At 71.0% G+C, this 22,955-nt stretch carries 17 protein-coding genes; 10 read left to right on the plus strand and 7 right to left on the minus strand.

What is annotated here, in order from left to right:
• Positions 1-597 precede the first annotated feature (597 nt).
• The 5 genes from D2L64_RS02160 (at position 598) to D2L64_RS02180 (ending at position 4,807) form a co-directional block, all read left to right on the plus strand.
• On the plus strand, positions 598-1,155 hold the full coding sequence (locus D2L64_RS02160; RefSeq protein ID WP_119572715.1) for an RNA polymerase sigma factor: 558 nt from the start codon (positions 598-600) through the stop codon (positions 1,153-1,155).
• Positions 1,152-1,955 (plus strand): cupin domain-containing protein, encoded by an 804-nt coding sequence (locus tag D2L64_RS02165; RefSeq protein ID WP_119572716.1) that lies wholly within the window; start codon positions 1,152-1,154, stop codon positions 1,953-1,955. The genes D2L64_RS02160 and D2L64_RS02165 overlap by 4 nt, the downstream gene beginning before the upstream one ends.
• Before the next feature lie 88 nt (positions 1,956-2,043).
• The gene (locus D2L64_RS02170) at positions 2,044-2,844 is read left to right on the plus strand and encodes an ABC transporter ATP-binding protein (protein ID WP_119572849.1); all 801 of its coding nucleotides are present in this window, start codon (positions 2,044-2,046) and stop codon (positions 2,842-2,844) included.
• Positions 2,841-4,178, plus strand: coding sequence for a hypothetical protein (locus D2L64_RS02175; protein ID WP_119572717.1), 1,338 nt, complete (start codon positions 2,841-2,843; stop codon positions 4,176-4,178). The genes D2L64_RS02170 and D2L64_RS02175 overlap by 4 nt, the downstream gene beginning before the upstream one ends.
• Positions 4,175-4,807 carry a hypothetical protein gene (locus D2L64_RS02180; protein WP_233558709.1) on the plus strand — a complete coding sequence of 211 codons (633 nt, stop codon included), beginning with the start codon at positions 4,175-4,177 and terminating at the stop codon, positions 4,805-4,807. Before D2L64_RS02175 ends, D2L64_RS02180 begins: the two co-directional genes overlap by 4 nt.
• Positions 4,808-4,886: 79 nt before the next feature.
• Here the strand turns inward: D2L64_RS02180 and D2L64_RS02185 are convergent, their stop codons facing one another.
• Positions 4,887-5,834: a sugar phosphate isomerase/epimerase family protein gene (locus D2L64_RS02185; RefSeq protein ID WP_119572718.1), complete on the minus strand. Its 948-nt coding sequence runs from the start codon at positions 5,832-5,834 to the stop codon at positions 4,887-4,889.
• 142 nt (positions 5,835-5,976) lie between these two features.
• Positions 5,977-7,848 (minus strand): arylsulfotransferase family protein, encoded by a 1,872-nt coding sequence (locus D2L64_RS02190; RefSeq protein ID WP_199714365.1) that lies wholly within the window; start codon positions 7,846-7,848, stop codon positions 5,977-5,979.
• 166 nt (positions 7,849-8,014) lie between these two features.
• Here D2L64_RS02190 and D2L64_RS02195 point away from each other — a divergent pair, with 166 nt between their 5' ends.
• Both D2L64_RS02195 and D2L64_RS02200 read left to right on the plus strand, forming a co-directional pair.
• Complete coding sequence (locus D2L64_RS02195; RefSeq protein WP_233558710.1) at positions 8,015-8,398, plus strand: nucleotide pyrophosphohydrolase; 384 nt, start codon at positions 8,015-8,017, stop codon at positions 8,396-8,398.
• A gap of 119 nt (positions 8,399-8,517) precedes the next feature.
• Positions 8,518-10,446 carry a DUF2075 domain-containing protein gene (locus tag D2L64_RS02200; RefSeq protein ID WP_119572719.1) on the plus strand — a complete coding sequence of 643 codons (1,929 nt, stop codon included), beginning with the start codon at positions 8,518-8,520 and terminating at the stop codon, positions 10,444-10,446.
• A 422-nt stretch (positions 10,447-10,868) separates the two neighbouring features.
• Here D2L64_RS02200 and D2L64_RS02210 read toward each other — a convergent pair whose 3' ends face one another.
• Together D2L64_RS02210 and D2L64_RS02215 are read right to left on the minus strand one after the other, a co-directional pair.
• Positions 10,869-12,101 (minus strand): helix-turn-helix domain-containing protein, encoded by a 1,233-nt coding sequence (locus tag D2L64_RS02210; protein WP_119572720.1) that lies wholly within the window; start codon positions 12,099-12,101, stop codon positions 10,869-10,871.
• Positions 12,102-12,480: 379 nt separating this feature from the next.
• Positions 12,481-15,501 carry an amino acid adenylation domain-containing protein gene (locus D2L64_RS02215; protein WP_158603431.1) on the minus strand — a complete coding sequence of 1,007 codons (3,021 nt, stop codon included), beginning with the start codon at positions 15,499-15,501 and terminating at the stop codon, positions 12,481-12,483.
• A 480-nt stretch (positions 15,502-15,981) separates the two neighbouring features.
• Here D2L64_RS02215 and D2L64_RS02220 point away from each other — a divergent pair, with 480 nt between their 5' ends.
• Together D2L64_RS02220 and D2L64_RS02225 are read left to right on the plus strand one after the other, a co-directional pair.
• A complete protein-coding gene (locus tag D2L64_RS02220) occupies positions 15,982-16,485 on the plus strand; it encodes a phenolic acid decarboxylase (RefSeq protein WP_119572722.1) in 504 nt (167 codons plus the stop codon).
• A 140-nt stretch (positions 16,486-16,625) separates the two neighbouring features.
• Entirely contained in the window at positions 16,626-17,636 is a 1,011-nt protein-coding gene (locus D2L64_RS02225) for a methyltransferase (protein ID WP_119572723.1), read from the plus strand.
• A 98-nt stretch (positions 17,637-17,734) separates the two neighbouring features.
• Here the strand turns inward: D2L64_RS02225 and D2L64_RS02230 are convergent, their stop codons facing one another.
• From D2L64_RS02230 to D2L64_RS02240, 3 genes are read right to left on the minus strand one after another with little or no spacing between them, the layout of a single operon-like run.
• Positions 17,735-18,595 carry a transglutaminase family protein gene (locus D2L64_RS02230; protein WP_119572724.1) on the minus strand — a complete coding sequence of 287 codons (861 nt, stop codon included), beginning with the start codon at positions 18,593-18,595 and terminating at the stop codon, positions 17,735-17,737.
• Between the two features lie 22 nt (positions 18,596-18,617).
• Complete coding sequence (locus D2L64_RS02235; protein WP_119572725.1) at positions 18,618-19,574, minus strand: alpha-E domain-containing protein; 957 nt, start codon at positions 19,572-19,574, stop codon at positions 18,618-18,620.
• On the minus strand, positions 19,568-21,187 hold the full coding sequence (locus D2L64_RS02240) for a circularly permuted type 2 ATP-grasp protein (RefSeq protein ID WP_119572726.1): 1,620 nt from the start codon (positions 21,185-21,187) through the stop codon (positions 19,568-19,570). Before D2L64_RS02240 ends, D2L64_RS02235 begins: the two co-directional genes overlap by 7 nt.
• A gap of 151 nt (positions 21,188-21,338) precedes the next feature.
• Between D2L64_RS02240 and D2L64_RS02245 the strand changes: the two genes are divergently transcribed.
• On the plus strand, positions 21,339-22,952 hold the full coding sequence (locus D2L64_RS02245; RefSeq protein ID WP_119572853.1) for a flavin monoamine oxidase family protein: 1,614 nt from the start codon (positions 21,339-21,341) through the stop codon (positions 22,950-22,952).
• Positions 22,953-22,955 lie beyond the last annotated feature (3 nt).

The raw sequence follows: 22,955 nt of genomic DNA on the forward strand, positions 1-22,955 counted from the left end.
AACGCGCCCCGCACCCCCGCCATGATCAGGATCCTGTCTACACCCGGGAAGAGCGTTCGACCACGCGCTAACGTTACAGTTACGTGTATCGTTCTCGCCTTGCCTGTCACATCCGATCGGTGTCGATGGTTCGGCCGCCCCGCCGATCTCGGACATCAGTAAGTATCACTTCCCATGGCCCACTCTCGTCACCTGTGGGATTCCATCGACTACCGAACGTCACTTCGACGGATCGAGTGAGGGCGGTGCCGGTCGAGCGTCGCCCACCGCAGGGGCGGCCGCCCGGCTATAACGGGCTGATGGCAATCCCCACCCTCGTCGTCGTCAGCGGGCCGCCGGGAAGCGGCAAGACGACCCTGGCCCACCGCCTTCCAGGGCCGGCTCTGGCGGCCCGGCCTGGATCCGCTGGTCGGGATCGCGGACATCCGGGTGGTGCACTGCCGGGTCGACGCGGCACTCGCCCACGGCCGGATCCGGCGACGGCGCCGCCCGGCCCGCCTCGCCGTGCCGACGGACCTGGACACCAGTGACGGCGATCACACTGGTTCGTGACCCGATCCCGGCGGACCCGTCGTCTCTCCAGATGTGAGTACCGGAATGGACGCGGCCGACGAGGGTGAACTCGTACGCCGGGTCGCCCGCGGCGACCGGCGGGCGTTTGACGAGCTGTACCGGCGTACCGCGCCGTGGTTGGAGGTGCGCCTGCGTCGCCGGTGTGCCGACCAGGACATCGTGGCCGAGGTGCTGCAGGACACCTTCCTGGCGGTATGGCGGGCGGCGGGCAGCTTCGCCGGCACCCGCACCAGCGGCAGCGGCGTGGCGCAGGGCAGCGCGGTGGGTTGGCTGTGGACCATCGCCGCGCACCGCCTCGTCGACGCGTTCCGGCGTCGGGCCCGCAAGGCGCAGGTGCCGCAGGTCGAGCTGATGCCGGCCACCGCGCCCGCCGCCGAGGACGAGGTGATGGCCGCCCGGATCGGCCAGGAACTGGAACAGGCCCTGCTCGCCCTGCCGTCCGAGGTCCGGGCCGCTCTGCGGGCCACGGTCCTCGACGGGCTCTCACCGCGCGAGGCGTCGGTGCTGCTGGGCGTACCGGAGAACACCGTCAAGTCCCGCGTCCGCCGAGCCCGGATCGTCCTACGGGAGGCGCTGTCATGACCACCCACCCCACCCTGGCCCAGATCGGCCGCTACGCCACCGGTGACCCCACTCTCGACGAACCCAGCGTCTGGACGATCGAGGTGCACCTGGAGGAGTGCGCCGACTGCCGGGCCCGGCTGGCCGGCAGCACCACCGCCGACACCCGGACCACCCTCGACCGGGTCGCGGCGGTCCTGGACCGCGAGATCGCGGCGACGCCGATGCCCGCCGGCCGCAGCCGGTCCTGGTCGGCGCTCGGCAACCGCTGGCTCGTGGGCACCCTGCTGCCGTGGCTCGGCATGACCGCCGGGGTGCTCGCCTGCGCCGCGCTGCTCGGCGTGCTGTGGACCGGGCTACCCGAGCTGGTGCTGCTGATCGCACCACTCGCTCCACTACCCGGCGTGGCGGTCGCCTGGCACCGTCGGGTCGACCCGGCCTGGGAGCTGATCGCCGCCACGCCCGCCGCCGGCCTGACCACGCTGCTGCGGCGTACGGCCGCGGTGCTGGCCTTCGTCATTCCCGCACTCGCCCTGGTCGGTGCCGGCACCGGGACGTCACTGGCCCTGATGCTGCTGCCCTGCCTGGCGTTCACCGCCGCCACGCTGCTGCTGGGAACCCTCGTCGGCGTCCACCGAGCGGCGATCGGGCTGATCGCGATCTGGACGCTCGCGGTGATCGCCCCCAGCCTCGCCACCGCCCGGATCCCGGTGCTGTTGGCGGGGGAGAGCACCCCCACCTGGGCGCTGGTGACGGTGCTCCTGACCGCCGTGGCCCTGTTGCGGATCAACGCGTTCCGGCGGCTCTCCCAACACGACTAGCCGTCGCACCCGCACTACCGCCGCACCCGCACTACCGCCGCACCCGCCGACGGCGACCTGTCGGCGCTCACCGAAGGAGATGATGACGATGCGTGCCGTGAGTGCGGTCGAGACGACCGCCACCACCCATGCCTGGGCGATCCACGCGGAGGGTTTGCAGGTCCGGGCCGGACGGCACCTGGCCGTGAACGGTCTCGACCTGACCCTGACCACCGGCGTGCACGGACTGCTCGGCCCCAACGGCGCCGGCAAGACCACCCTGATGCGCGCCCTGGCGACCGTGCTGGCCCCGGCCGGCGGGCGGCTGACGCTGCTCGGGCACCCGGTCGACGGCCGTGCCGACCTGCGGCCGGTCCGCCGCACCCTGGGCTACCTGCCCCAGCACTTCGGCTACTACCCGCGGTTCACCGTTCGCGAGTTCGTCGGGTACATGGCCTGGCTCAAGGAGATGCCGAAGGCCGGCATCCCGGCGGCGGTGCAGCGGGCCGTCGACCGGGTCGGGCTGGCCGCCAAGGCCGATGCCCGGCTGAAGACGCTCTCCGGCGGCATGTTGCGCCGGGCCGGCATCGCGCAGGCCATCGTGAACGACCCGCGGCTGCTGCTGTTGGACGAGCCGACCGTCGGTCTCGACCCGGAACAGCGGCTCGACTTCCGCGAACTGCTGCGTGACCTCGGCACCGACAGCTGCGTGCTGGTCTCCACCCACCTGGTCGAGGACGTCGCGGCGGCCTGCACCGACGTGGTGCTGGTCGACGAGGGCCGCCTGGTCTGGCAGGGCAGCCCCGAGGTGCTGGCCGCCCAGGGCGACCAGGGACACGCCGGCGACAGCCCGGCCGAGCGGGGCTACTCGGCGATCCTCCGCCAGCACCGGGCGGAGGGTGGCCGATGAGCGTGCTCGGGATCGAACTGCGCCGCTCCGCCGCGCTCGGCGCCGCGCTGATCACGCTGGTGGTCGGGGTCGTCGCACTCTACGCCGCGACCGGCCGGTGGTCGGGCGGCTGGATGGCGCTGGCCTTGGCCGTCCGCGAGTACCTGCTCCTGCTGTGGCCGCTGGCCCTGGCCGCCGGGGCCTGGCAGGGGCGCCGGGAACACCGGGCGAAGGTCGAGGAACTGTTCGCCAGCACTCCCCGGCCCCGCACCGCGCGGATGCTGCCGGTGCTCGCGGCGATGAGCCTCACCCTCGCCCTGGCCTACCTGCTGCTGACCGCGGCGGGCATCGCCTGGATCATCTCCACCGCCCAGTACCGCCCCCTGCTGGACTTCACCGTCGTCACCGTCGTCGGTGCGCTGTCCCTGATCGCCGCCGCGTGGCTCGGGCTGGGCATCGGGCGGATGCTGCCCGCGCTGGTGACCGCCCCGGCGCTGGCGGTGGCCGGCACACTGCTGGTCTTCTTCAGCACGATCGGCCCGCCGGACTGGGTGGCCGCGGTGATCTCACCGGCGCACGGCTCGGGTCCGTTCCACGCCTACCAGACGATCGACAGCCGGGTCAGCGGCGCGCTCGCGATCTGGCTGGTCGGGCTCGCCGGCACCGGCCTGCTGCTGTTCGTCGCCGGCGGGTGGCGCAGCCGGACGGCGGCGGTGCTGCCGGTGGCGCTCGGGCTGGTCGCGGCGACCGCGGTCGTACCTCGCGATCGGGACGTGCTCAACTGGCCGGCCGATCCGGTCGCGCGGGAACTGGTGTGTACCGACGACACCCCGACGGTCTGCGTCAGCCGGGTCAACGCCAACGTGCTCGACACGCTGACCCCGCTGGCCCGCGAAGGCCTGGCGGCGTTGGCGCAACTGCCGAACGCGCCGACCGCCGTGCACGAGGACACCCGCGCCTTCGGCCTCGACGAGGTCTCGCCGGCACCGGCGGGGAGCGTCGTCACGATCGACGTCCGGATCGACAGACGCGGCGGGCTGGCCCACCCGGCCGCCGTGGTTCACGAGGTCGTCCAGGGGCTGGGGGTCGAGTACGACGGCCAGTGCCGCAACCGCGACGACGTGGTCGAGCGGGCGGCGGCCTACTGGCTGCTGGGCCGTGAACCGCGCTCGGACGTCGGCCTGGTTCCCGGCATGGTCACCGAAGACCCGGAGATCAACGCCGAGGCGCTCGCCCTCTGGCAGGGGCTGCGTGAACTGCCCGACGACGCGGCCCTGGCCCGGGTGACGGCGGTCCGCGACGCCCTGCGGGTCTGCGCGGATCCCGCCGGACTGCTGTCCGGGAGCGCCCGGTGAGCGGTGGCGCCTGGACGTTCCGCCCGGACGTGGCGGCGGCCCTGCTGTACCTGCGTTCGCGGCACGTACCGCTGACCCTGGCCGCGGCCCTCGGCGGTGCCGCGACGGTCTGGGCGCTGTGCCTGGTCTTCGCCGAGGACCGGGACGCCACCCCGCTGGTGGTCGTGATGACCGTCGCGTTGATGGTCGCGGTGTTCGCGCCCACCCTCGCCGGCCCGGACGAGAACCTGGAGCGGACCGCTTCGGTGCGCTGGCCGTGGCGGCGCGCGGCGCACCTGCTCGCCGGCCTGCTGGTCGTCCTCGTGGTGCTGCTCGCCACCCGGTACACCGGCGCCCGGTTCGGCCCGGCCGCGCTGGTGGTCCGCGACGCGGCCGGGCTGCTCGGGTTGACCGCTCTCTGCGCCGCTGTGCTCGGCGCCGGTCGATCGTGGTTCGTGCCGCTGGGCTGGACCGGCGTCGCGGCCCTCTACCCGCAGCCGGGCACGGCGGGCGCGATCGCCACCTGGCCGGGCCAACCACCCGGCAGTACCGCCGCCGCGCTGACCGCCGCGGTACTCGCCCTCGGGGGGCTGATCGTCTACTCGCTCGCCGGTCCGTCCCGGCGGGAGGCCACCGAGCACCTCGCCTGAGACGCCCCGGTCGGCCCGGCACCGGCCACGACTCGACGGGCACCGGCGGTTCGCCGCGCCGGTGCCCGTCGACGTCCGGTCAGTACCGCAGCTCGCGCAGGTATCGGTAGCCGACCTCGGCGGTCCGCTGCGGGGTCACGTCGGGAGTGTCGTTCTCCACGATGTACTCCAGCACCGAGTGCCCGCGGAAGATCCGGCCGAAGTCGATCATGCCGGTGCCCAGGTCGGCCATGTCACCGTCGGCGGCGTGCCGGTCCTTCACGTGGTACTGCAGCACCTGCTGCGGCGCGGAGCGGATCACGTCCAGGGTGAAGCCCTCCGGGTCGGCCGCACCGGCACCGGACTGGATCCCGCCGGTGACCGCCCAGTAGATGTCGATCTCCAGGTGGACGAGCCGGGGGTCGAGTTCCGCGGTCAGCACGTTCCAGGGCGTACGACCGCCGCCGAGGTCGATGGTGAACTCGTGCGCGTGGTTGTGGTAGCCGTACCGCAGGCCCGCCGCGCGCGCCGCGGCGGCCTCGGCGTTCATCTGCTGCGCCCAGCGTTTCCAGTCGTCGGCGTTCTCGGAGTACAGGTACGGCACCACCATGAACTTCTGGCCCAGGGTCACCGCGTTGCGGATCTTCTCCCGGAGCGCGGCACCGTCCGGGCTGATCCCGTCGTGGCTGGAACTGGCCTTGATCCCGATGCCGTCGAGGAACCGGCGCAGCTGCCCGGCGCTGCGGCCGAAGTAGCCGAGCGCCAGCTCCACCTTGGGGTAGCCGATGCGGGCGAGGTGCCGGAGGGTGGCGTCGTAGCCGGGGGCGCCGTTCAGCGCGTCGCGGACCGTCCACAGCTGGATGCTGACCAGACCCGGCGGTACGTGCCGGCGCCCGGTCCTGCCGGGACCGGCGAGCGCGGCGGTCGCACCGACCCCGGACGCGGCCAAGCCGACACCGGCGGCCGCCGCGAGTGAACCGCGCAGCAGACCCCGCCGGTCGATCACGGAACGCCGCAGGGCGGCGGCTCCGTCGTGCCCGTAACACATGTGGTGCTCCTCGGTTCAGGATTACGGTTCACCTCGCCGCAACATCCGGACCGAAGTTAACAAATGGGTGTAGATATGTCTATGTCTTTCGGTGATCTTCGTTCGCCCTTTCCACTGATGTGACGAAAGTCGGGTCGCGGCGTCAGCCGTCGAGGCGGACCACGGCCGAGGCGGACAACACCGTCCGCTCCGCGTCCAACGCCCGCACCTGGAAGTACGGGCCCACGTCGGCGGTACCGACCGCCGTCTCGAACCCGGTACGCATCGCGTGCTCGACCACCACCCCGAGGGAACCCGGGTCGGGGCCGGCCAACACCTGCCACGCCCGGGTCAGCGTCGACCCGTTCCACGAGGCGTACGCGACGCTCTGCCCACCGTCCCGGCGTACCGCCAGGCTCGGCGGATAGTGCGGGGTGCCGACCCACTCGTGCCGCAGTACCCGGTAGGAGACGTTCTCCCCGGGCATCCGCGCGTCGTAGCGCAGACTCCGTGCCCCGTCACCCGGGCCGTTGCCCGCACCGGCGTACTCCGAGTAGAACTGCTGCTGCCCCCAGCCGACGAACTCGTTGCCGTTCGACAGCGCCTGCAGGTTCCCCTGCGACGCCGACGACAGCGCCGGCCGGTGGTAGTAGGAACGGTCCAGCGTCGCGGTCCGCCGCTCGGCGTCCAGGCGTAGGACCACCCCGCGGGACTGCCGCTGCGGCCGCTGCCCCGCCGGGCCGCAACAGCCGTTGTCGAACAGGCCGATCCGCCCGTCCGGACGCCACCGGACGTCGTGCTGCCAGGAGAAATCCGCCTCCGCTCCGAAGGTGAAGTCGCCGCGGCGGCCACCGAGCTGCCACCGGATGTCGCCAGCGGCCCGGTCGACGGCGTACACCGCCGACATGTTCCGCGACGACACCAACAACTGCCCGTCGGGCCCCTCGTCGATCGAGTTCAGGTGGTACGGGTCCCACAACCCGCCCGTGGTCCACGCCTGCGCCGCCGGCACCTCGGAGTCCGCCGGGTCGACGTGCTCCCGCACGTTCCAGGAGAAGACCAGCGCCCCGGTGGCCAGATCCACCTCCTGCACCTCGCTGTTGAGGATCGCGCCGTCGGCCGGCCCCCCGTACGGCCGCAGGTCCGCCGGCTCGGCCCGGGAGGCGAGGAACAGCGCCGTACCCCGCGAGGTCAGCAGGAACTCGTGCTGGTCGGCATGGAAGCCGTTGCGGGCCGTGACGGTACGCCGCAGCCGGTAGCTCGAGTCGTAGACGTAGTAGCAACCCCCCGGCTCGGCCCGCCCGACCGGCCCGCTCGCCGCCACCCGGCCGGATCCGTCGCCGCCGGGGGAGGGGAGCACGATGCTGCCCTGCCACCAGGTCAACACCGGCTCCGCCGCCCCGGACCGCGGGTCGTGCCAGTTCTGCACCGTGAAGCCGGCATTCTGCAGGCCCGCTGACGGTAACGGGCGGAACCACACCGGATCACCGCCGTCGCCGAGGATCAACGCCCCGGTCTGCCCGACCACCGTCGACCCGCTGTACGGCGCGAGGAAGATCTGACCCGGCGCGGTACCCGGCCGGAGCGCCGACACCGAGACCCGCATCGGGCGCAGCTGCGGCGCGGACACGAAACTCCACACCTGCGGACCCGTGACGATCGGCGACCGTCCGGCCGGGTCCGCGCCGCCGGCCGGCGTGCCCGCGCACGGCTGCGCGTCGTACGTCCCCGGGTCGGGCGGGTCGGCGAGGCCGGTACCGTCCCCGGGCCCATCAGTCCCCGACCCGTCGGCGCGTTCCCCCGCACCCGGCCCGGCCGGCGAGCCGGGTCCGCCGACGTCGGCCATCCCGTCGGGTCCACCGGCGTCGGTCATCTCGCCGGGCGCATCACCGCCGTCGGGCCGCGCGTCGGCCTTCCTCGGCGACGTCGCGCCCCCGCCGGTGCAGCCCACGCCACCGGCTCCGGCCAGCACCGCCGTGGTCAGCGCGACCGCCGCCAGCAACCGCCGACCGCGTCGGCTCGCGGTACGACTCACCCGTGCGGCTCCGATCGGATGCGACACGACGTCCTCCGCACTCCGGAGGGGTATGTGAACAGGTCTCCTACCTGGTCAAGCTACCAGTTTCCGGACACCCCGACGGCGTCGTTGGCCGCGCTGAGGAAGGGATCGGCTGATTCGAACGCGGTTAGGCTTCGGTCTCGTGGCACACGAACCGAATGACGCCGAGTTGGCGGATCTTGTTTGCCGGTTGCGCAGCTTCGCTGACGAGCGCGACTGGCGACGGTTCCACACGCCGAAGAACCTCGCCATGGCCCTCGCCGGAGAGGTGGGTGAACTCCTGGCGGAGTTGCAATGGCTCACCCCTGAGGAGTCCGAGCGCGTGATGGCCGACGCGGAGCACGCCGCCCGGGTGCGGGCCGAGATCGGCGACGTCATGATCTACCTGGCTCGGCTGGCCGATGTCCTGCGAATCGATCTCGTGGCAGCCGCCAACGACAAACTGATCGACGTCGCACGACGTTACCCCGTCGAACGGTCGTTCGGATCAGCGGCCAAAGCCGCGCCAGCCGATGGCCCCGGCTAGCCGGCATCGCTTGATCCGAGTCGGTAGGGTGCTCAGAGCCAAGCGGTCCGACGGGCTTCCGATGCACGGATATGCCCCCCATCCGCACGATCATTCGTGCTGCCTGGGGGCATCTGTCAATGTCGGCGTTCCGCACGTCCGCTGCTGGTCTGTTGCGCCTCGCCACCGACGGCGTACTCGCCGAGCGGATCGCCGAGCACCTTCGGGCGATGCGCCACGGCGTGAGCCCGGCTGAGCGGCGCTCCTGGGCCAGTAGTCTGCCGGTGCTGGCGCAGGATCTGGCCGATGCCGGCCTCGGCCAGGTCGAGGTGTTGGTCGAGTACCAACTTCCGTTGACCAGCCGCCGCATCGACGCGGTGCTCGCCGGAGTCGATCCGCGCGGCGGTGAGGACTCGTATCTGGTCGTCGAACTGAAGCAGTGGTCCTCGGCGGTGGCGTACGAGGGGTCCGAGACGCTGGTTGCCGTGGAGCACGCTCGGGGTCCCCGACTCCACCCCGGCCAGCAGGTCGCGGACTACTGCCAGTACCTCAACGACTTCCTCGGGCTTCTCGGACGTCAACAGTGCCCGCTGTACGGCGCCGCGTACCTGCACAACGCCGTCGACCACGACGTGTCCGAGTTGCTTGCCAGGCCCGTTACCGAGCAGAGTCGACTGTTCACCGGCCAGCGGCGTGGTCAGTGGCTCGAGTATCTACAGTCTCGGTTCGCGCCGAAGTCGGGCGCGACCGCCGCCGACCGCTTCCTCACCAGTACCGTCCGGCCCAGCCGGCACCTGCTGCGGTACGCCGCACAGGAGTTGAAGGAACGGCCGCAGTTCACCCTGCTCGACGAGCAGCACATCGCGTACGAGTTGGTGCTGCACGCGGTCGAGCGGGCCCGGACGGCAACCCGCAAGCGGGCGGTCGTGGTGGCTGGCGGACCGGGCAGCGGCAAGAGCGTCATCGCGCTGTCGGTCATGGGCGAGTTGGCCCGCCAAGGTCGGACGGTGCTTCACGCGACGGGCTCGCGGGCGTTCACCCAAACGCTGCGCCGCTACGTCGGACGCGGCTCGAGTCGGTTGCAGGGAATGTTCAAGTACTTCAACAGCTTCATGGACGCCGACGTCAACGACATCGAAGTTCTGCTCTGTGACGAGGCGCATCGGATCCGCGAGACCTCGGTCAACCGCTACACCTCGAAGGCCCGCCGGAGTGTCGCCCGACCACAGTTGGACGAACTGATCTCGGCCGCGCGGGTGCCGGTCTTCCTGCTCGACGAACATCAGGTGGTCAAGCCCGGCGAACTGGGCAATATCGAGATCATCTCCGCGGCCGCCGAGAGGCTCGGCCTGGAGGTCGAGGTTGTTGCGCTGCATGACCAGTTCCGCTGCGGCGGCAGCGAGGCCTACGAGGAGTGGGTGCTCAAGCTGCTTGGCCTCGACGGTGGCGATCCTGTCGAGTGGACCGGCGACGGGAGGTTCGACCTGCGGCTCGCGGAATCGCCAAGCCAGTTGGAGGCGTTCCTGGCGGCTCGGCAGCGTCTCACGGGAGGGCCGCCACAGAGCGCGCGGATCTCGGCCGGCTACTGCTGGCCATGGAGTGATCCGCGACCCGACGGCACCCTCGTCCCGGACGTGACGGTCGGCGACTGGGAGCGCCCGTGGAATGTCAAGAGTGATCGCAGCGTGGGCGACGCTCCCGGCAGTGCCTTCTGGGCTACCGACCCCAACGGCTTCGGCCAGGTGGGCTGCGTCTACACGGCCCAGGGGTTCGAGTACGACTGGTCCGGTGTCATCATCGGGCCCGACCTGGTGGCCCGCGAGGGGCGGCTGGTGGTCCGGCGGGAGAAGTCCAGGGATCCGGCCCTGCGTAGCCGCAACGCGGTCAGCGACGAGGAGGCGGAGCGGCTGATCCGCAACACCTACAAAGTACTGCTGACCCGCGGCATGCGCGGAACGATCATCTACTCCACCGACGCACAGACCCGCGACTTCCTGGCTGAACTGGTGAAGCCGAGGCCTCGTGGTCACGGTGGCGGGTCCGGGTCGGTGTGTCGTGGCGGGACGTAGCGGAGTGTTGCGGGTCCTGGGCGGCGGTGTTCGGGTTGTTCCGGCGTTGGCCGCGTGACGATGGAGCTGCATCTGGCCTGCGAGTGGGGGCAACCGGCGTGAACGGGGTTCGAAGGGCGGCCGGCCACCGGCCTTGGATCCCGAGCGGTAACCGGGTTCGACGAGCTCGCCGCGCTACGAAGCCACCGTGCGTGTCGCCGCGATCTGCGAGTGGCGGTGACCGACTTCGACCCAGGCTCTAACCGACGACGCAGTTCGGCTGGCCGGAGACAGACCCGCGGGTAGGCGTGATTTCACCCTGAAATTTTTATTTCACCATGAAATCAGCGCTCTGGAGGTAACCCTCTCCCGGGCTGCCAGCCACGACGCCACCGCCGATCATCCAACACTGCCTATCGATCACCGACCCGCCGCACGGATCGTCACCCGGCACGAAACTCGCTCAGCGCGGCGAGGCGACCCAGTTCGCGGCGGATGGTGAGGTTGTTGCGGCGCAGCAGCCGGTGCAGCACCTGACCGCAGAGGCGGTCGTAGCGGATGTCCTCCGGCGAGATGCCGGCGACCTTGCCCAGCGCGAAGGCCGCGGCGGCGTCCTCGTTGCGGCGGGCATGGAGAAACGCCAGCGGAATGAAGAACCGTGCCTGGCGGTCCGGCGGGTACTCGTCGGGGATATCCACCTCGGCGGCCAGCCGGTTCGCCTCGGCGATGCGACCGAGACGGATCTCGCACTGGACGGCGCTGATGCCCACCTCGGTCATCCCGAACGGGATCATGTGGGGCTGCAGATCGTCCGAAACGCTCCGGGCGATACGGCGGGCGTCCTGCAACAACTGGAAGGAGCGCTCGGCGTCGAGGGCCGCTGCGGCAGCCTCCGCGGCCACCAGGAGCAGCGCTCCGCGCAGCGGCAGGAAACCGCTCACCCGGGTGCCGCCGGGCGGTTCATGGGCTGCGGCGGCGAGAGCCAGCCGCTGTGCCTCTTCGTGGTAGCCCTGCCGCAGGTAGCTTGACGCCCCATGCCAGGCCGCGGCCAACAGCGATTCTCCGCCGACCCGGCCGGCGGCTACCAGCGCCCGGTCGGCCATGATCCAGGCGAGCTGCTCCTCGTTGACGCGGGACAGGATGGTGCGCGCCAGGTAGTGCACGGACAACGCGGCGGTGATCGAATCAGCGGATACCGCGGTACGCAGCCACGCGGACGCGTCGTGGATCAGTTGGGGCAGCAGGAGAAAGGTTCGCTCGTAGCGGTTCGCGTGGCCGGCCCAGGTCCGCCAGGCCTGGTCGACGTCCTGTTTGAGGGTCACGGTCTGCGGGCGGCGCTCCGACTCGTCGGCGAGAAACTCCGTGCCGAACGTACTGAGGATCGCGGCTCGCGTTCGCGCCACCGCGCTCGCCGGCCGCGATGTCCGTGGCGTTTGCGCCTCGGCAAGACCGAGCTCCGCCATCAGCTCGTTGATGTCGAGAACGGCGCTGATGCGTGTCGCGTACGCGATGCTGTCCAGGCGTCGATTGCCGTTCTCGATCTGCCGTAGCCACTCCTCACTTCGACCGATGAGGTCGGCCAACACCCGCCGGGACATTCCGCGTCTGCGCCGCGCTGCCGCTATCCGGTCGCCCACGGAGGGCGACCGCCCACGGAGCACGCTCCTTGGCTCCATGGCGTCACGTTATCAGCATTACTGGCAGATTCTCGGATTGTGTTTTGGGTACCTCCCATTGCCGAAAAACGTACCATCTTCGGCGGGTGGCGGTCGACGAGCGCTGGAATTTCCATGGAGCTCCGGGACACTTCGGATCAGGAGTTCCGGAGCATTGTCCCCGTTGGGTGGAAGTTGCGTGAGGGTCGCCCCGTGGGGCGGACTTGTTCCGTCGAGGGCGCCGGCGATGATGTCCTGGCCTATCCGGGCAATCTCGGGCGATGGCATTCTGCTCAGAATTGAGGCAACCGAAATCCTCGACGGTAGGACGCGTGAAGATGGGCGCACCCAATGATATGACAATCGCAGAATGCAGTCCTCTTGGATCTCGGGCCGGTGGTCACTGGCACCACCCCGGCGGGTTGCCGAGGAAGCCGACCCGCGCGAAGTAGTCGAGGTAACGGTCCAGCATGGCCGCGTCGGTCGCGGGGCAGGTTACCGGCAGATCGACGAGGTCCCGATCGGCGTGCGACCGGCCGGCCTGCGGAAACACGTTGTGCGTGTACAGCTCCTTCACGGTGAAGTCACGGGCGGCGGCGGGCAGGGTGAAGATCGGCACGAAAGCGGCGATGGGATGCCGTGGCCGCGCGTCTACGAAGTCGACCAGTTCCTTGACCCATTGGTCGTAGCGGGTGACGGTGATGCGGTACCCCCGCGCCCGCATGCGGTCGATCATGTCCGCCAACCGTCCCGGCCTGGGATTGGTCAGGTGATACGTTCGGCCCGCCGAACCCCGGCTGCCGGTCAGGAAGGTGATCGCCGCCGCCAGGTAGTCGGCGGGCACGAAGTCGAGCGGCAGGTCGATGTCCGGCGCGCTACCCATCTCCACGATCGCCTTGAACAGGGCACAGATGGCCGCCTCCGTGTTCCAGACTCCGGTGCTGCTGTCACCGGTGATCTCGTAGGGGCGGTGCACGACGACAGGTAGCCCGTCGGCCGCAGCCCGGCGCAGCAGCTGTTCGGCGACCCACTTGCTCTCCGGATAGCCCATGGACAGCCGACCGAAGTGCTCCAGGGGCTGGTCCTCGCCGACGTGACGGATGCCGGCGGAGCCGAAGCCGGCCAGCACAGCGATGGTGGACACGTAGTGGAACGGGACGTCCCGGCCGCTCATCGCGAACTCGATGAGATTGCGTACGCCGTCGACGTTCGTTGGGCGCAGCTCTTCGTACGGGTAGACGAAGTTGACGTGCGCCGCGCTGTGGTGGATGGCGTCCACGGTGCCGGTGAGCTCCCGCCACCGCACGTCGGACCAGCCGAGGTGGCGTCGCCGCAGGTCGCCCGCGACGGCGGTGACCCGCGCCCGGGGCAGCGTGCCGGGGTGCCCGTACCGGCGTTGAGCGTCGTGGACCCGCGCGAGGGCGTGGTCGTCGTCGTCCGCCCGGGCCAGGCAGACGACGTCCGCACCGGTGTGCTGCAGGATGCCGCGCAGCAGGTACGAGCCGAAGAACCCGGTGGCACCGGTCAGCAGGATCCGGCGCGGCGCGCGCTGGGACGGGGCCGCAGCCGCCGGGCCGCGCTGCCGCACCGTCGGGTGTAGGTACAGGTCGCGTTGCCACCGGTCGGCCTCGTCGGTCTCCTCGGTGTCCAGCGTGCCGGACACGGCATCGGACACGGCACCGGTGAACGAGGGGAGTCGCGGGTCCGCGAGCAGCCGGTGCAACAACGGTCGGCTCTGCGTCAGATCGATCTTCAGGGTCGTCACGATCCGATTGATGAGTTGGGCGGCGCGCAGCGAATCCCCGCCCTGACCGAAGAAGTCCTCGTCGGACGCCGGGTCACCCTGCGGCAGGACCAGCGACCAGGAGTGCGCCACCCGCGCGGCGATGTCGTCGCTGTTCGGAAGACCGGTCCTCTCGGTGGGGCGGGCGGTCGTGGCTGCCAACTGCCGGAGCCGGTCAAGGTCGACCTTGCCGGTCGGGGTCAGCGGCAACACGGCCAGCCGGTGGAACGCCGACGGGATGGCATACCTCGGCAGGTCGCGGGCCAGGTGACGCCGGAGCCCGGCCATGTCCGGGGCGGGGTCGGTGCAGGTGTAGTAGGCGACGACGTGTCGACTCACCGCGTCCTCGACCGTGACCAGGGCGCTGTCGGTCACGGCCTCGTGCGTGTTCAGCGCCTGCCTGATCTCGTCGAGCTCGAGCCGGTTGCCGCGGACCTTCACCTGGTGGTCCCGGCGGCCCCGGAAGTGCAGGACACCGTCGTCGTCACGGCAGGCGAGATCCCCGGTGCGGTAGAGCTGCTGCGGGACGCCGTCGAGGAGCACCGTCACGAACGAGCGGGCGGTCTGCTCGTCGTCGCCGAGGTATCCGAGGGCGAGGCCGGCGCCGCCGATGTGCAACTCGCCCTCGACGCCCGGCGGCACCGGGCTGCCGTCGGCAGAGAGGACCAGGCATGAGGTGTTACCGATCGGCAGCCCGATGGGGACTGCCGTGGCGTCCTCGGCGACGGCGGTGATGGTGTGGGTGGTGGCGAGGACGGTGGCCTCGGTCGGCCCGTAAGCGTTGACGAACCGGCCCGGCGGACCATGTTGCAGTATCCGCCTGACCAGGCGGGGATTCAGCGCCTCACCCCCGGTGAGCAGGTGCGGCAGGCCGGCGAAGATCCCGGGCCGGTCGTGCGCGAGCTGATGCAGAATGCCGGTGGTCAGAAAGACGGCGGTCGGCTCGTTCTCGGCCAGCCACCGCTGGAACTCCAGAGCCGACAACAGGGTTTCGTTGTCGACGACCAGGACGCTGGCACCGTTGAGCAGAGGCAGCCACAGCTCCAACGTCGCCGCGTCGAACGAGATCGTCGCGCCGTGCATCATCCGGTCGCCCGGCCCCAGCTCGAGGAACAGATTGTCGACCGCCGTACGCAGCACGGCGCGATGCGGAACGACCACGGCCTTCGGACGTCCGGCGGTGCCCGAGGTGAACATCAGGTATGCGGGATCGGCGCCGGAGTGAGCCGAGTGCGGCGGGGTCACGCAGTGGTGCGCCGCGAGCGCCGGGTAGTCGACGCAGCGCACCATGTCGTCCAGGACGGCGCGGCTACTGGGCAGTCGGATCGCCACGACCGGCCGAGCGGTGTCGGTCATGCGCCGCAGCCGCGCCGACGGCAGCCGGTCATCCAGGGGCAGATACGCGGCTCCCGCCTTGAGCACGCCGAGCATCGCCGCACAGGCCTCCGCGGAGCGGTGACCGATCAGCCCGACCACGGCTCCCCGGGTCACCCCCAGGGACGCCAGCGCGGCACCGATCCGCTCGGCGGTCACTCGAAGCCGCTCGTATGTCCAGCTGACGCCGGTCGCGCGCACCGCCTCCGCAGCCGGCGTCCGCCGGGCGATCCGGTCGAACAACCCGTCGACGGTGCCAGCCACGGGAGGATCGGTCATGGTGTCGTTGGCCGCGCGTCGTCGCAGGTGCTGGTCACTGTCGAGAGGGCTACCCGCCGAGGTGTCGCCGCGGCTCGTCTCGCCGGCCATCCTCCCACTACGAGCTTCGTCGTCAGTGGACATCCGTCCCCGTCCGCTCTCTGAGCAAGTCGGTGTACTCGTCAGCCGGGCGGCACGCTACGGAGGATCTCGGCGTGACCCGAGCGTCAAGCCCCGGGGCGGCACCGGCAGATACCACGGTAGGGACGGACCAGCCCCTACCCGGCACGACAGGTTGGACTCCGATCCCGGGCAGGATTTGCCCCCAACGGAACTTGGTCCCTGCCGCCGGAGCCGACACTACCGTCGGTGCCACGGCCGGCTCGTCGTCGCCGGCTATGGCACGACCACCCGGCAGCCGACCTCCTACCTCGACGCTCCGCCGGTCGTGGCCGTCGTCGAGCTGCCCGAAGGAGGGAGGGACCAGTGACCGGGAGATCGGTCGAGGTGGCAGGAATCGTCGGCCGGCACCTCATCTACACCTACGCCAACGGATGGCAGTACGAGATGTACGTGAAGAACGCCGCCACCATCGACTACCGGATCCACTCCGGGATGGTCGGCGGGCGATGGGTCAAGGACCAGCCGGTCGACCTGGCGGCCCTCGCGCCCGACGTCTACAAGGTGTCCTGGACCGAGCCCACGGGCACGTCGGTGTGCGTCAACATCATGCCTGAGCGCCGACGACTGCACGGCGTCATCTTCTTCCCCCGATGGGTGCACGAGCATCCGGAACGTACGGTGCTCTTCCAGAACGACCACCTGGAGCGCATGCGTCAGTACCGTGACGACGGGCCCACCTATCCCGTGCACCTCGTCGCCGAGTTCGCCGACATCACCTTCGTCGAGTTCTGCGGCACCGACGACGACACCGTCATCGACCGACCTCCCCACCAGCTTCCCGCCGGATACGCCGGCCGCCGCAACTGAGCAGATTCGGTGCGGTCCCGCCGCGAGGCTACTGCCGTACCGCAGCGCAACCGCCTTCCCGGGGGCATCCCGGTAGGCGGCACGGGATCAGTGGCCGGCAGCCCCGGTCACCCACGACCAACCGTGGTGGAAGGGGAGCGATGGACGCGGAGAAGTCAGCGGCCTTCCTGCTGGAGGAGGGACTGAGATACGTGTTCTCCGGCGCACTTCGGGTGGCCGCCCAGACCGGCGTCGCCGACCACCTCGCCGACGGCCCCCGTACGGTCGAACACCTGGCCGCCCGGACCGCGACCCGGGCCGACGGGCTGCGCCGGGTGCTGAGACTGCTGGCCACGCGTGGCGTCTTCCACGAGGACGCGGCCGGACGGTTCCACCTCACCGCACTGGGCGAGGCGTTGCGCAGCGACTGCCCCAGCTCCGTGCGGGAGGCCATGGTGTTCGTCACGAACCCCACCTTCTGGCAACCGGTCGGTCGGCTCGGCACCGTCGTGAGTACCGGTGTGCCCGCCGTGGAACACATCTTCGGGAGTCCACTCTTCGACTACCTCGCGGCGAACCCCGCTGCCGCGGCGGAGTTCGACCCGGGGATGGCACAGTACTCACAGTTGGAGAGCCGCGGGTTCGCCACGGCCTACGACTTCGCCGACACCGGCGTGCTGGTCGACGTCGGCGGTGGCCGGGGACGCCTGCTCCTGGAGGTGCTGGGTAACCACCCCGGTTGGCGTGGCGTGCTGTTCGACCAGGAACATGTGGTTGCCCAACACGACCTTGCCGCGCTCGGCGCCGATCACCGCTGGACGGCCGTCCCCGGCGACTTCTTCGACAAGGTGCCGGCCGGCGGCGACGTCTACGCGCTGCAGTACATCCTGCACGACTGGGACGACGAGCGGTGTGTGCGCATCCTGCGCAACTGCCGGCAGGCGATGAATCCCAACGGCCGGGTGGTGGCGCTGGACACGGTCCTGCCCGAGGGCGACGCCGCCCATCCGGGCAAGAGCATCGACCTGGTCATCCTGGCCTCGTTCACCGGCAGGGAGAGAACCAGGGCAGAGTTCGCCGCCCTGTTCGAGGCGGCCGGCCTTCGGCTGACCCGGGTCATCCCGAAACCGGAGCCGGGCTGGCTCTCGATCATCGAGGGCCGGCCGCAGTGAGCTGTCGAGAGACCACCGGGCCATGGCCCTCGGAGAGACGCCTCGATGGGACGCGGTTCCGTACCCAAGAGCTCAAGCCCGAAGATCAGCCACCGCGGTCAGCGGAGGCGGGTGATGGTGACCTCGACGGACTGGCCGGTGTTGGCGGGGCCGGAGTAGACGCCCTTGAGCGGCGGCACGTCGCCGTACTCCCGGCCGCGTCCCACCGCCACATGGCGGGCGCCGACCGGTACCCCGTTGGTCGGGTCGAAGGCGGTCCACCGGCCGACCCACCATTCGACCCAGGCGTGGCTCTGCCCGACCACGTCTACGCCGATCTCCGCGTCCAGGTTCGGGTGCAGGTAGCCGGAGACGTACCGGGCCGGGATGCCGGTGGCGCGCAGCAGGCCGACGGCGAGGTGGCTGATGTCCTGGCAGACGCCCTTGCGCTGGCGCCAGGCCTGCACCGCGTCGGTCTGCACCCCGGTGGCGCCGGCGGTGTACGCGACCTCCTCGCGGACCTTCTCGCAGAGGGCCATGGCGGCGGCGTGCGGGGTGGCGTGGGCGGCGCGGACCGACTCGGCGAGCGCGGTCAACTCGTCGTCCAGGGTGGTGTGCGGGCTGGGTAGCAGCACCTCGTACCACTGGTCGACGATGTCCGGCGCGGCCAGGGTCGCCCAGTCGGCGCCGCCGCCGGTTTCGATCAGGTCACCGGGCGGCAGCGTCTCGACGGTCGAGGTGGCGGTGACCTCCAGTTGGTCGTGCGGGTCGTGGATGTCCAGGGCGGTCACCTGGGTGCCCCAGTAGTCCTCGTAGCGGTGGGTGCGGGCGGCCGGCCAAACCTGCACCTGGGTCTCCAGTACGGCCTGGCGGGGTTCGTTGCGCGGCGACATCCGGGCCTCGTTGTACGAGGAGGCGACCTGCCCCGCGTACGTGAACCCGGTCTTGTGCTGGATCCGCAGCCGCCAGCTGTCCACCATCAGGCCACGCCCTCCCGGCTCGTCACGCCACCGCCTCCGACACCCAGCTGACCGCCGAGGTCTGCCGGAAGTACCGCAGCGTCACCGCGTCGTTGACCTGCGAGCAGGTGCCCTGCAGGCGGTCCAGTACCGTGCCGAGGTCGGCGACCAGTTCGGCGGCGCCCCGGAACTCCAGGTCGGTGCGGGCCCGGCCGATGATCCGCTGGGCTTCGGTGCCGACTCCGGTGCGGCCGCGGCCCGCCCCGGAGGCCCCCGAGCGTTCCAGTTCGTGCAGGCAGCTCTCGGCGGCGGTGAGGGCGGCGAAGACCGAGCGGGGGAAGAGCCGGTCCAGCAGCAGGAACTCGGCGGCGTGCTGGTCGTCCAGGGAGCCGCGGTAGGTGCGCAGGAAGGTCTCCCAGGCGCCACAGGCGCGCAGCAGGGTCACCCAGGACGGGATGACCGCGTCGGCCCGGGCCTGGGTGAGCAGCAGCCGGGCGGTCATGTCGACCCGTTCGACGCTGCGGCCGAGGACCAGGAAGTGCCAGCTCTCGTCGCGGCTCATGGTGGCGTCGGCGAGACCGGCCAGCACCGAGCAGCGGTCCCGGACCCAGCGGAAGAAGGCGTTCATGCCCTGCTGCTCGACCTGCCGGCGGGTGGTGGGCAGCGCGTGCCAGGTGGCGTTGAGGCATTCCCACATGTCGGCGGAGATGGTCTCCCGGGCGCCGCGGGCGTTGTCCCGCGCGGCGGCCAGGGCGCCGACCACGGAACTGGGGCCGCCGTCGTCGAGACCGAGCAGTTCGACCACCCGGGCCATGGAGACGGACTGCTCCGGCTGGGCCACGCCCATCACGGCGAGCAGCGAGCGGCAGGCCGCCTCCTCGTCCACCAGGGGGTCGGCGAGCATCCGGTGCAGGTGTACGTCGAGGATGCGGGCGGTGTCCTCGGCCCGTTCGGCGTACCGGCCGATCCAGTAGAGCGATTCGGCGATCCGGCTCAGCACGGCACGCTCCCGTCGAGTCGACCGGCCTGCTGTTGCTGCTGTTGCTGCGCCGCCACCGGGCCGACGTCCGGCCCCTGGTCGAGGCGGTGGGTCGGCGGCGCGGTGTCACCCGCCGGGGGCGGCGGGCCGCCGTGCCGCGTCGGCGGCGACTCCGCGAGCCGCGGTGCGTCGGCGTCGCGGGGCGTCGGGGCGAGCACCCAGGTGTCCTTCGAGCCACCGCCCTGGCTGGAGTTGACCACCAGGGCGCCTTCCGGCAACGCCACCCGGGTCAGGCCGCCCGGCAGCACCCGTACCTGCCGTCCGTCGTTGACGGCGAACGGACGCAGGTCGACGTGCCGGGCGCGCAGCCGGTTGCCGACCAGGGTCGGCACCATCGACAGCGCCACCTCCCGCTGGGCGATCCAGCCGCGCGGCTCGCGCCGGACCTGCTCGCGCAACTCGGCGAGCTGCGCGTCGGTGGCCTGCGACCCGATCACGATGCCGGCGCCGCCGGAGCCGTCGACCGGTTTGAGCACCAACTGGTCGAGCCGGTCCAGGACGTGTTCGAGGACGTCGGGTTCCTCCAGCCGGTAGGTCTCCACGTTGGGCAGGACCGGTTCCTCACCGAGGTAGTAGCGGATCAGCTCGGGAACGTAGGTGTAGAGCAGCTTGTCGTCGGCGACGCCGTTGCCGACCGCGTTGGCGATCGTCACCCGGCCGGCGCGGGCGGCGTTGAGCAGCCCGGCGACGCCGAGAATCGAGTCGGGCCGGAAGTGCAGCGGGTCGAGGTACTCGTCGTCGATCCGCCGGTAGATCACGTCGACCCGCTGTTCGCCGGCCGTGGTGCGCATCGCCACCTCGTTGCCCACGCAGACCAGGTCGCGGCCCTCGACCAGTTCGACGCCCATCTCGCGGGCCAACAGGGCGTGTTCGAAGTAGGCGGAGTTGTGCACGCCGGGGGTCAGCACCACCACCGTGGGGTCGACGGTGCCCGGCGGCGCCGCGGCGCGCAGGGCCCGCAACAACTGCCCGGGGTACGAGTCGACGGGCTGGATCCGGGTGGCCGCGAACACCTCGGGCAGCACGTTGGCCATGGCCCGGCGGTTCTCCATCACGTAGCTGACCCCGGACGGTACCCGGACGTTGTCCTCCAGTACCCGGAACTCGCCGTCCTCGTCGCGGATCAGGTCGACTCCGGCGACGTGGATGCGTACCCCGTTGGGTGGGTCGATGCCGGCGGCCTCCCGGTGGAAGTGGGCGCTGGTCACCACCACCCGGCGGGGGACCACCCGGTCGGCGAGCACCTGCGCCGGCCCGTAGATGTCGGCGAGGAACGCCTCCAGGGCGCGGACCCGCTGCGCCACCCCGATCTCGACCACCCGCCACCGGTCGGCGGTGATGATGCGCGGCACGATGTCCAGTGGGAAGGGCCGCTCGACGCCCTTGAGCGCGAAGGTGATGCCCTGGTCGAGGAAGGCGCGGGCCAGTACCTCGGCCCGGCCGCCGAGTTCGGCGCTGGACAGGGGTTGGAGGGTGGCGTGCAGCGCCTCGTACGCCGGCCGGGGTACTCCCGGCTCACCGAACATCTCGTCCCAGCCTGGGCCGAGGCGGTAGTCCTCGAACAAGTCCGCCATGAGCTGACGTTACGCCGATCTCGTTTCTGATCGGTAACACAGACCGGCAGGTCGATCACGGCGGCCGGGATGACAGGCGTTACCAACGGGTCACCGACCGGAAACGCCCCACTGGGATCGTCGTCCTTCGATCTTGTTGAGGGAGGTGGCGGTGACGATTCCAACGACACGGCGACAGTTCCTGCAGGCCGTCGGGGTCTCCGGCGGCGCGGGCGTGCTCTACGGCACGATGGGTGCGCTCGGGCTGGCACCGGCCGCCCAGGCGGCACCGCCGTTCCGGGCACCGAACCGGTCCGACTTCACCCTGACCGGCCGGTCGGCGAAGTCCGTGGTCGTCCTCGGCGCCGGCATCGCCGGCCTGGCCACCGCGTACGAGCTGGGCAAGGCCGGCTACCAGGTGCGGATCCTGGAGGCCCGGACCCGGCCCGGCGGGCGGAACTGGACGGTGCGGGGCGGCACCAGCGAGACCGACCTGGACGGGCACACCCAGCACGCCCGGTTCGCCAAGGGGCAGTACCTCAACGCCGGTCCGGCGCGCATCGCCCAGCACATGGTGACCCTCGACTACTGCCGGGAACTGGGCGTACCGATCGAGATCTTCGGCAACCAGAACGCCGACAGCTACTACTTCAACGAGAACGCCGGCCCGCTGTCGGACACCCCGATCCGGCACCGCGAGGCCAAGGCGGACGTCTACGGCTACGTCTCCGAGCTGCTCGCCAAGGCCACCGACCAGGGCGCCCTCGACGGGTACCTGACCGGCGAGGACAAGGAACGGCTGCTGGAGTTCCTGCGTGGGTTCGGCGCCATCGGCGGCCGGGTGGCCGGCAACCCGGCGGCCAGCTGGCGGTACTCCGGCACCAACCGGCGCGGCTACCAGGTGGAGCCGGGCGCCGGCTTCGAGGCGGGCACCCCGAAGCTCACCCCGTACCCGCTGGCCGACGTGCTGGAGAGCGGCGTCGGCCGGTACATCTCCTTCGAGTTCGGCTACGACCAGGCGATGCTGATGTTCCAGCCGGTCGGCGGCATGGACCGCATCGCGTACGCCCTCGAAGCGGCCGTCGGCCGGCGGTTCGTCACCTACGGCGCCCAGGTGGAGTCGATCGACAACACCGCCTCCGGTGTCTCGGTCGTCTACACCGGACCGGGCGGCCGGCCGCGCACCGCCACCGCGGACTTCTGCGTCTGCACCATCCCGCCGCAGGTGCTGGCGAGGATCCCGGGCAACCTCAGCCCGGCGGTGCGCACGGCGCTGGGCTACGCGGTCCCGAACGACACCGGGAAGATCGGGTTGCAGTACCGCCGACGCTGGTGGGAGCAGGACGAGAACATCTACTCCGGCATCACCAACACCAACCTGGACCTGGCCACCATCTGGTACCCGTCGTACGGCTACCACGACGCCAAGGGCCTGGTCGTCGGCTACTACAACTTCGGCGCCAACGCCCGGGCGTACGCGGCCCTGCCGCCGGCCGCCCGGGAGGCCCGCGCCCTCGCCCAGGGCGTCCGGATCCACGGCGAGAAGTACCGCACCGAGCTGGAGACGTCGTTCTCGGTGGCCTGGGAACGCACCCGCTACTCCGAGGGCGGCTGGGTGTCGTGGCCGTCGCGCAGCAACGGGCACTACGGCCGACTGCTGGAGCCCGACGGTCGGGTGTACTTCGCCGGTGACCACCTCAGCCACTACATCGCCTGGCAGGCCGGTGCGTTCGAGTCGGCCCGCAAGGTCGTCACCGACCTGCACACCCGGGTGATGGCGAGCTGACGT

Source organism: Micromonospora radicis (assembly GCF_003583405.1).
GTDB lineage: Bacteria > Actinomycetota > Actinomycetes > Mycobacteriales > Micromonosporaceae > Micromonospora > Micromonospora radicis.

Bases quoted from the DNA above. Each gene is read 5' to 3' on its own strand.
- D2L64_RS02160 (WP_119572715.1), top strand. From the start codon at position 598: ATGGACGCGGCCGACGAGGGTGAACTCGTACGCCGGGTCGCCCGCGGC.
- D2L64_RS02165 (WP_119572716.1), top strand. From the start codon at position 1,152: ATGACCACCCACCCCACCCTGGCCCAGATCGGCCGCTACGCCACCGGT.
- D2L64_RS02170 (WP_119572849.1), top strand. From the start codon at position 2,044: ATGCGTGCCGTGAGTGCGGTCGAGACGACCGCCACCACCCATGCCTGG.
- D2L64_RS02175 (WP_119572717.1), top strand. From the start codon at position 2,841: ATGAGCGTGCTCGGGATCGAACTGCGCCGCTCCGCCGCGCTCGGCGCC.
- D2L64_RS02185 (WP_119572718.1), bottom strand. From the start codon at position 5,834: ATGTGTTACGGGCACGACGGAGCCGCCGCCCTGCGGCGTTCCGTGATC.
- D2L64_RS02200 (WP_119572719.1), top strand. From the start codon at position 8,518: ATGTCGGCGTTCCGCACGTCCGCTGCTGGTCTGTTGCGCCTCGCCACC.
- D2L64_RS02210 (WP_119572720.1), bottom strand. From the start codon at position 12,101: ATGGAGCCAAGGAGCGTGCTCCGTGGGCGGTCGCCCTCCGTGGGCGAC.
- D2L64_RS02225 (WP_119572723.1), top strand. From the start codon at position 16,626: ATGGACGCGGAGAAGTCAGCGGCCTTCCTGCTGGAGGAGGGACTGAGA.
- D2L64_RS02230 (WP_119572724.1), bottom strand. From the start codon at position 18,595: ATGGTGGACAGCTGGCGGCTGCGGATCCAGCACAAGACCGGGTTCACG.
- D2L64_RS02240 (WP_119572726.1), bottom strand. From the start codon at position 21,187: ATGGCGGACTTGTTCGAGGACTACCGCCTCGGCCCAGGCTGGGACGAG.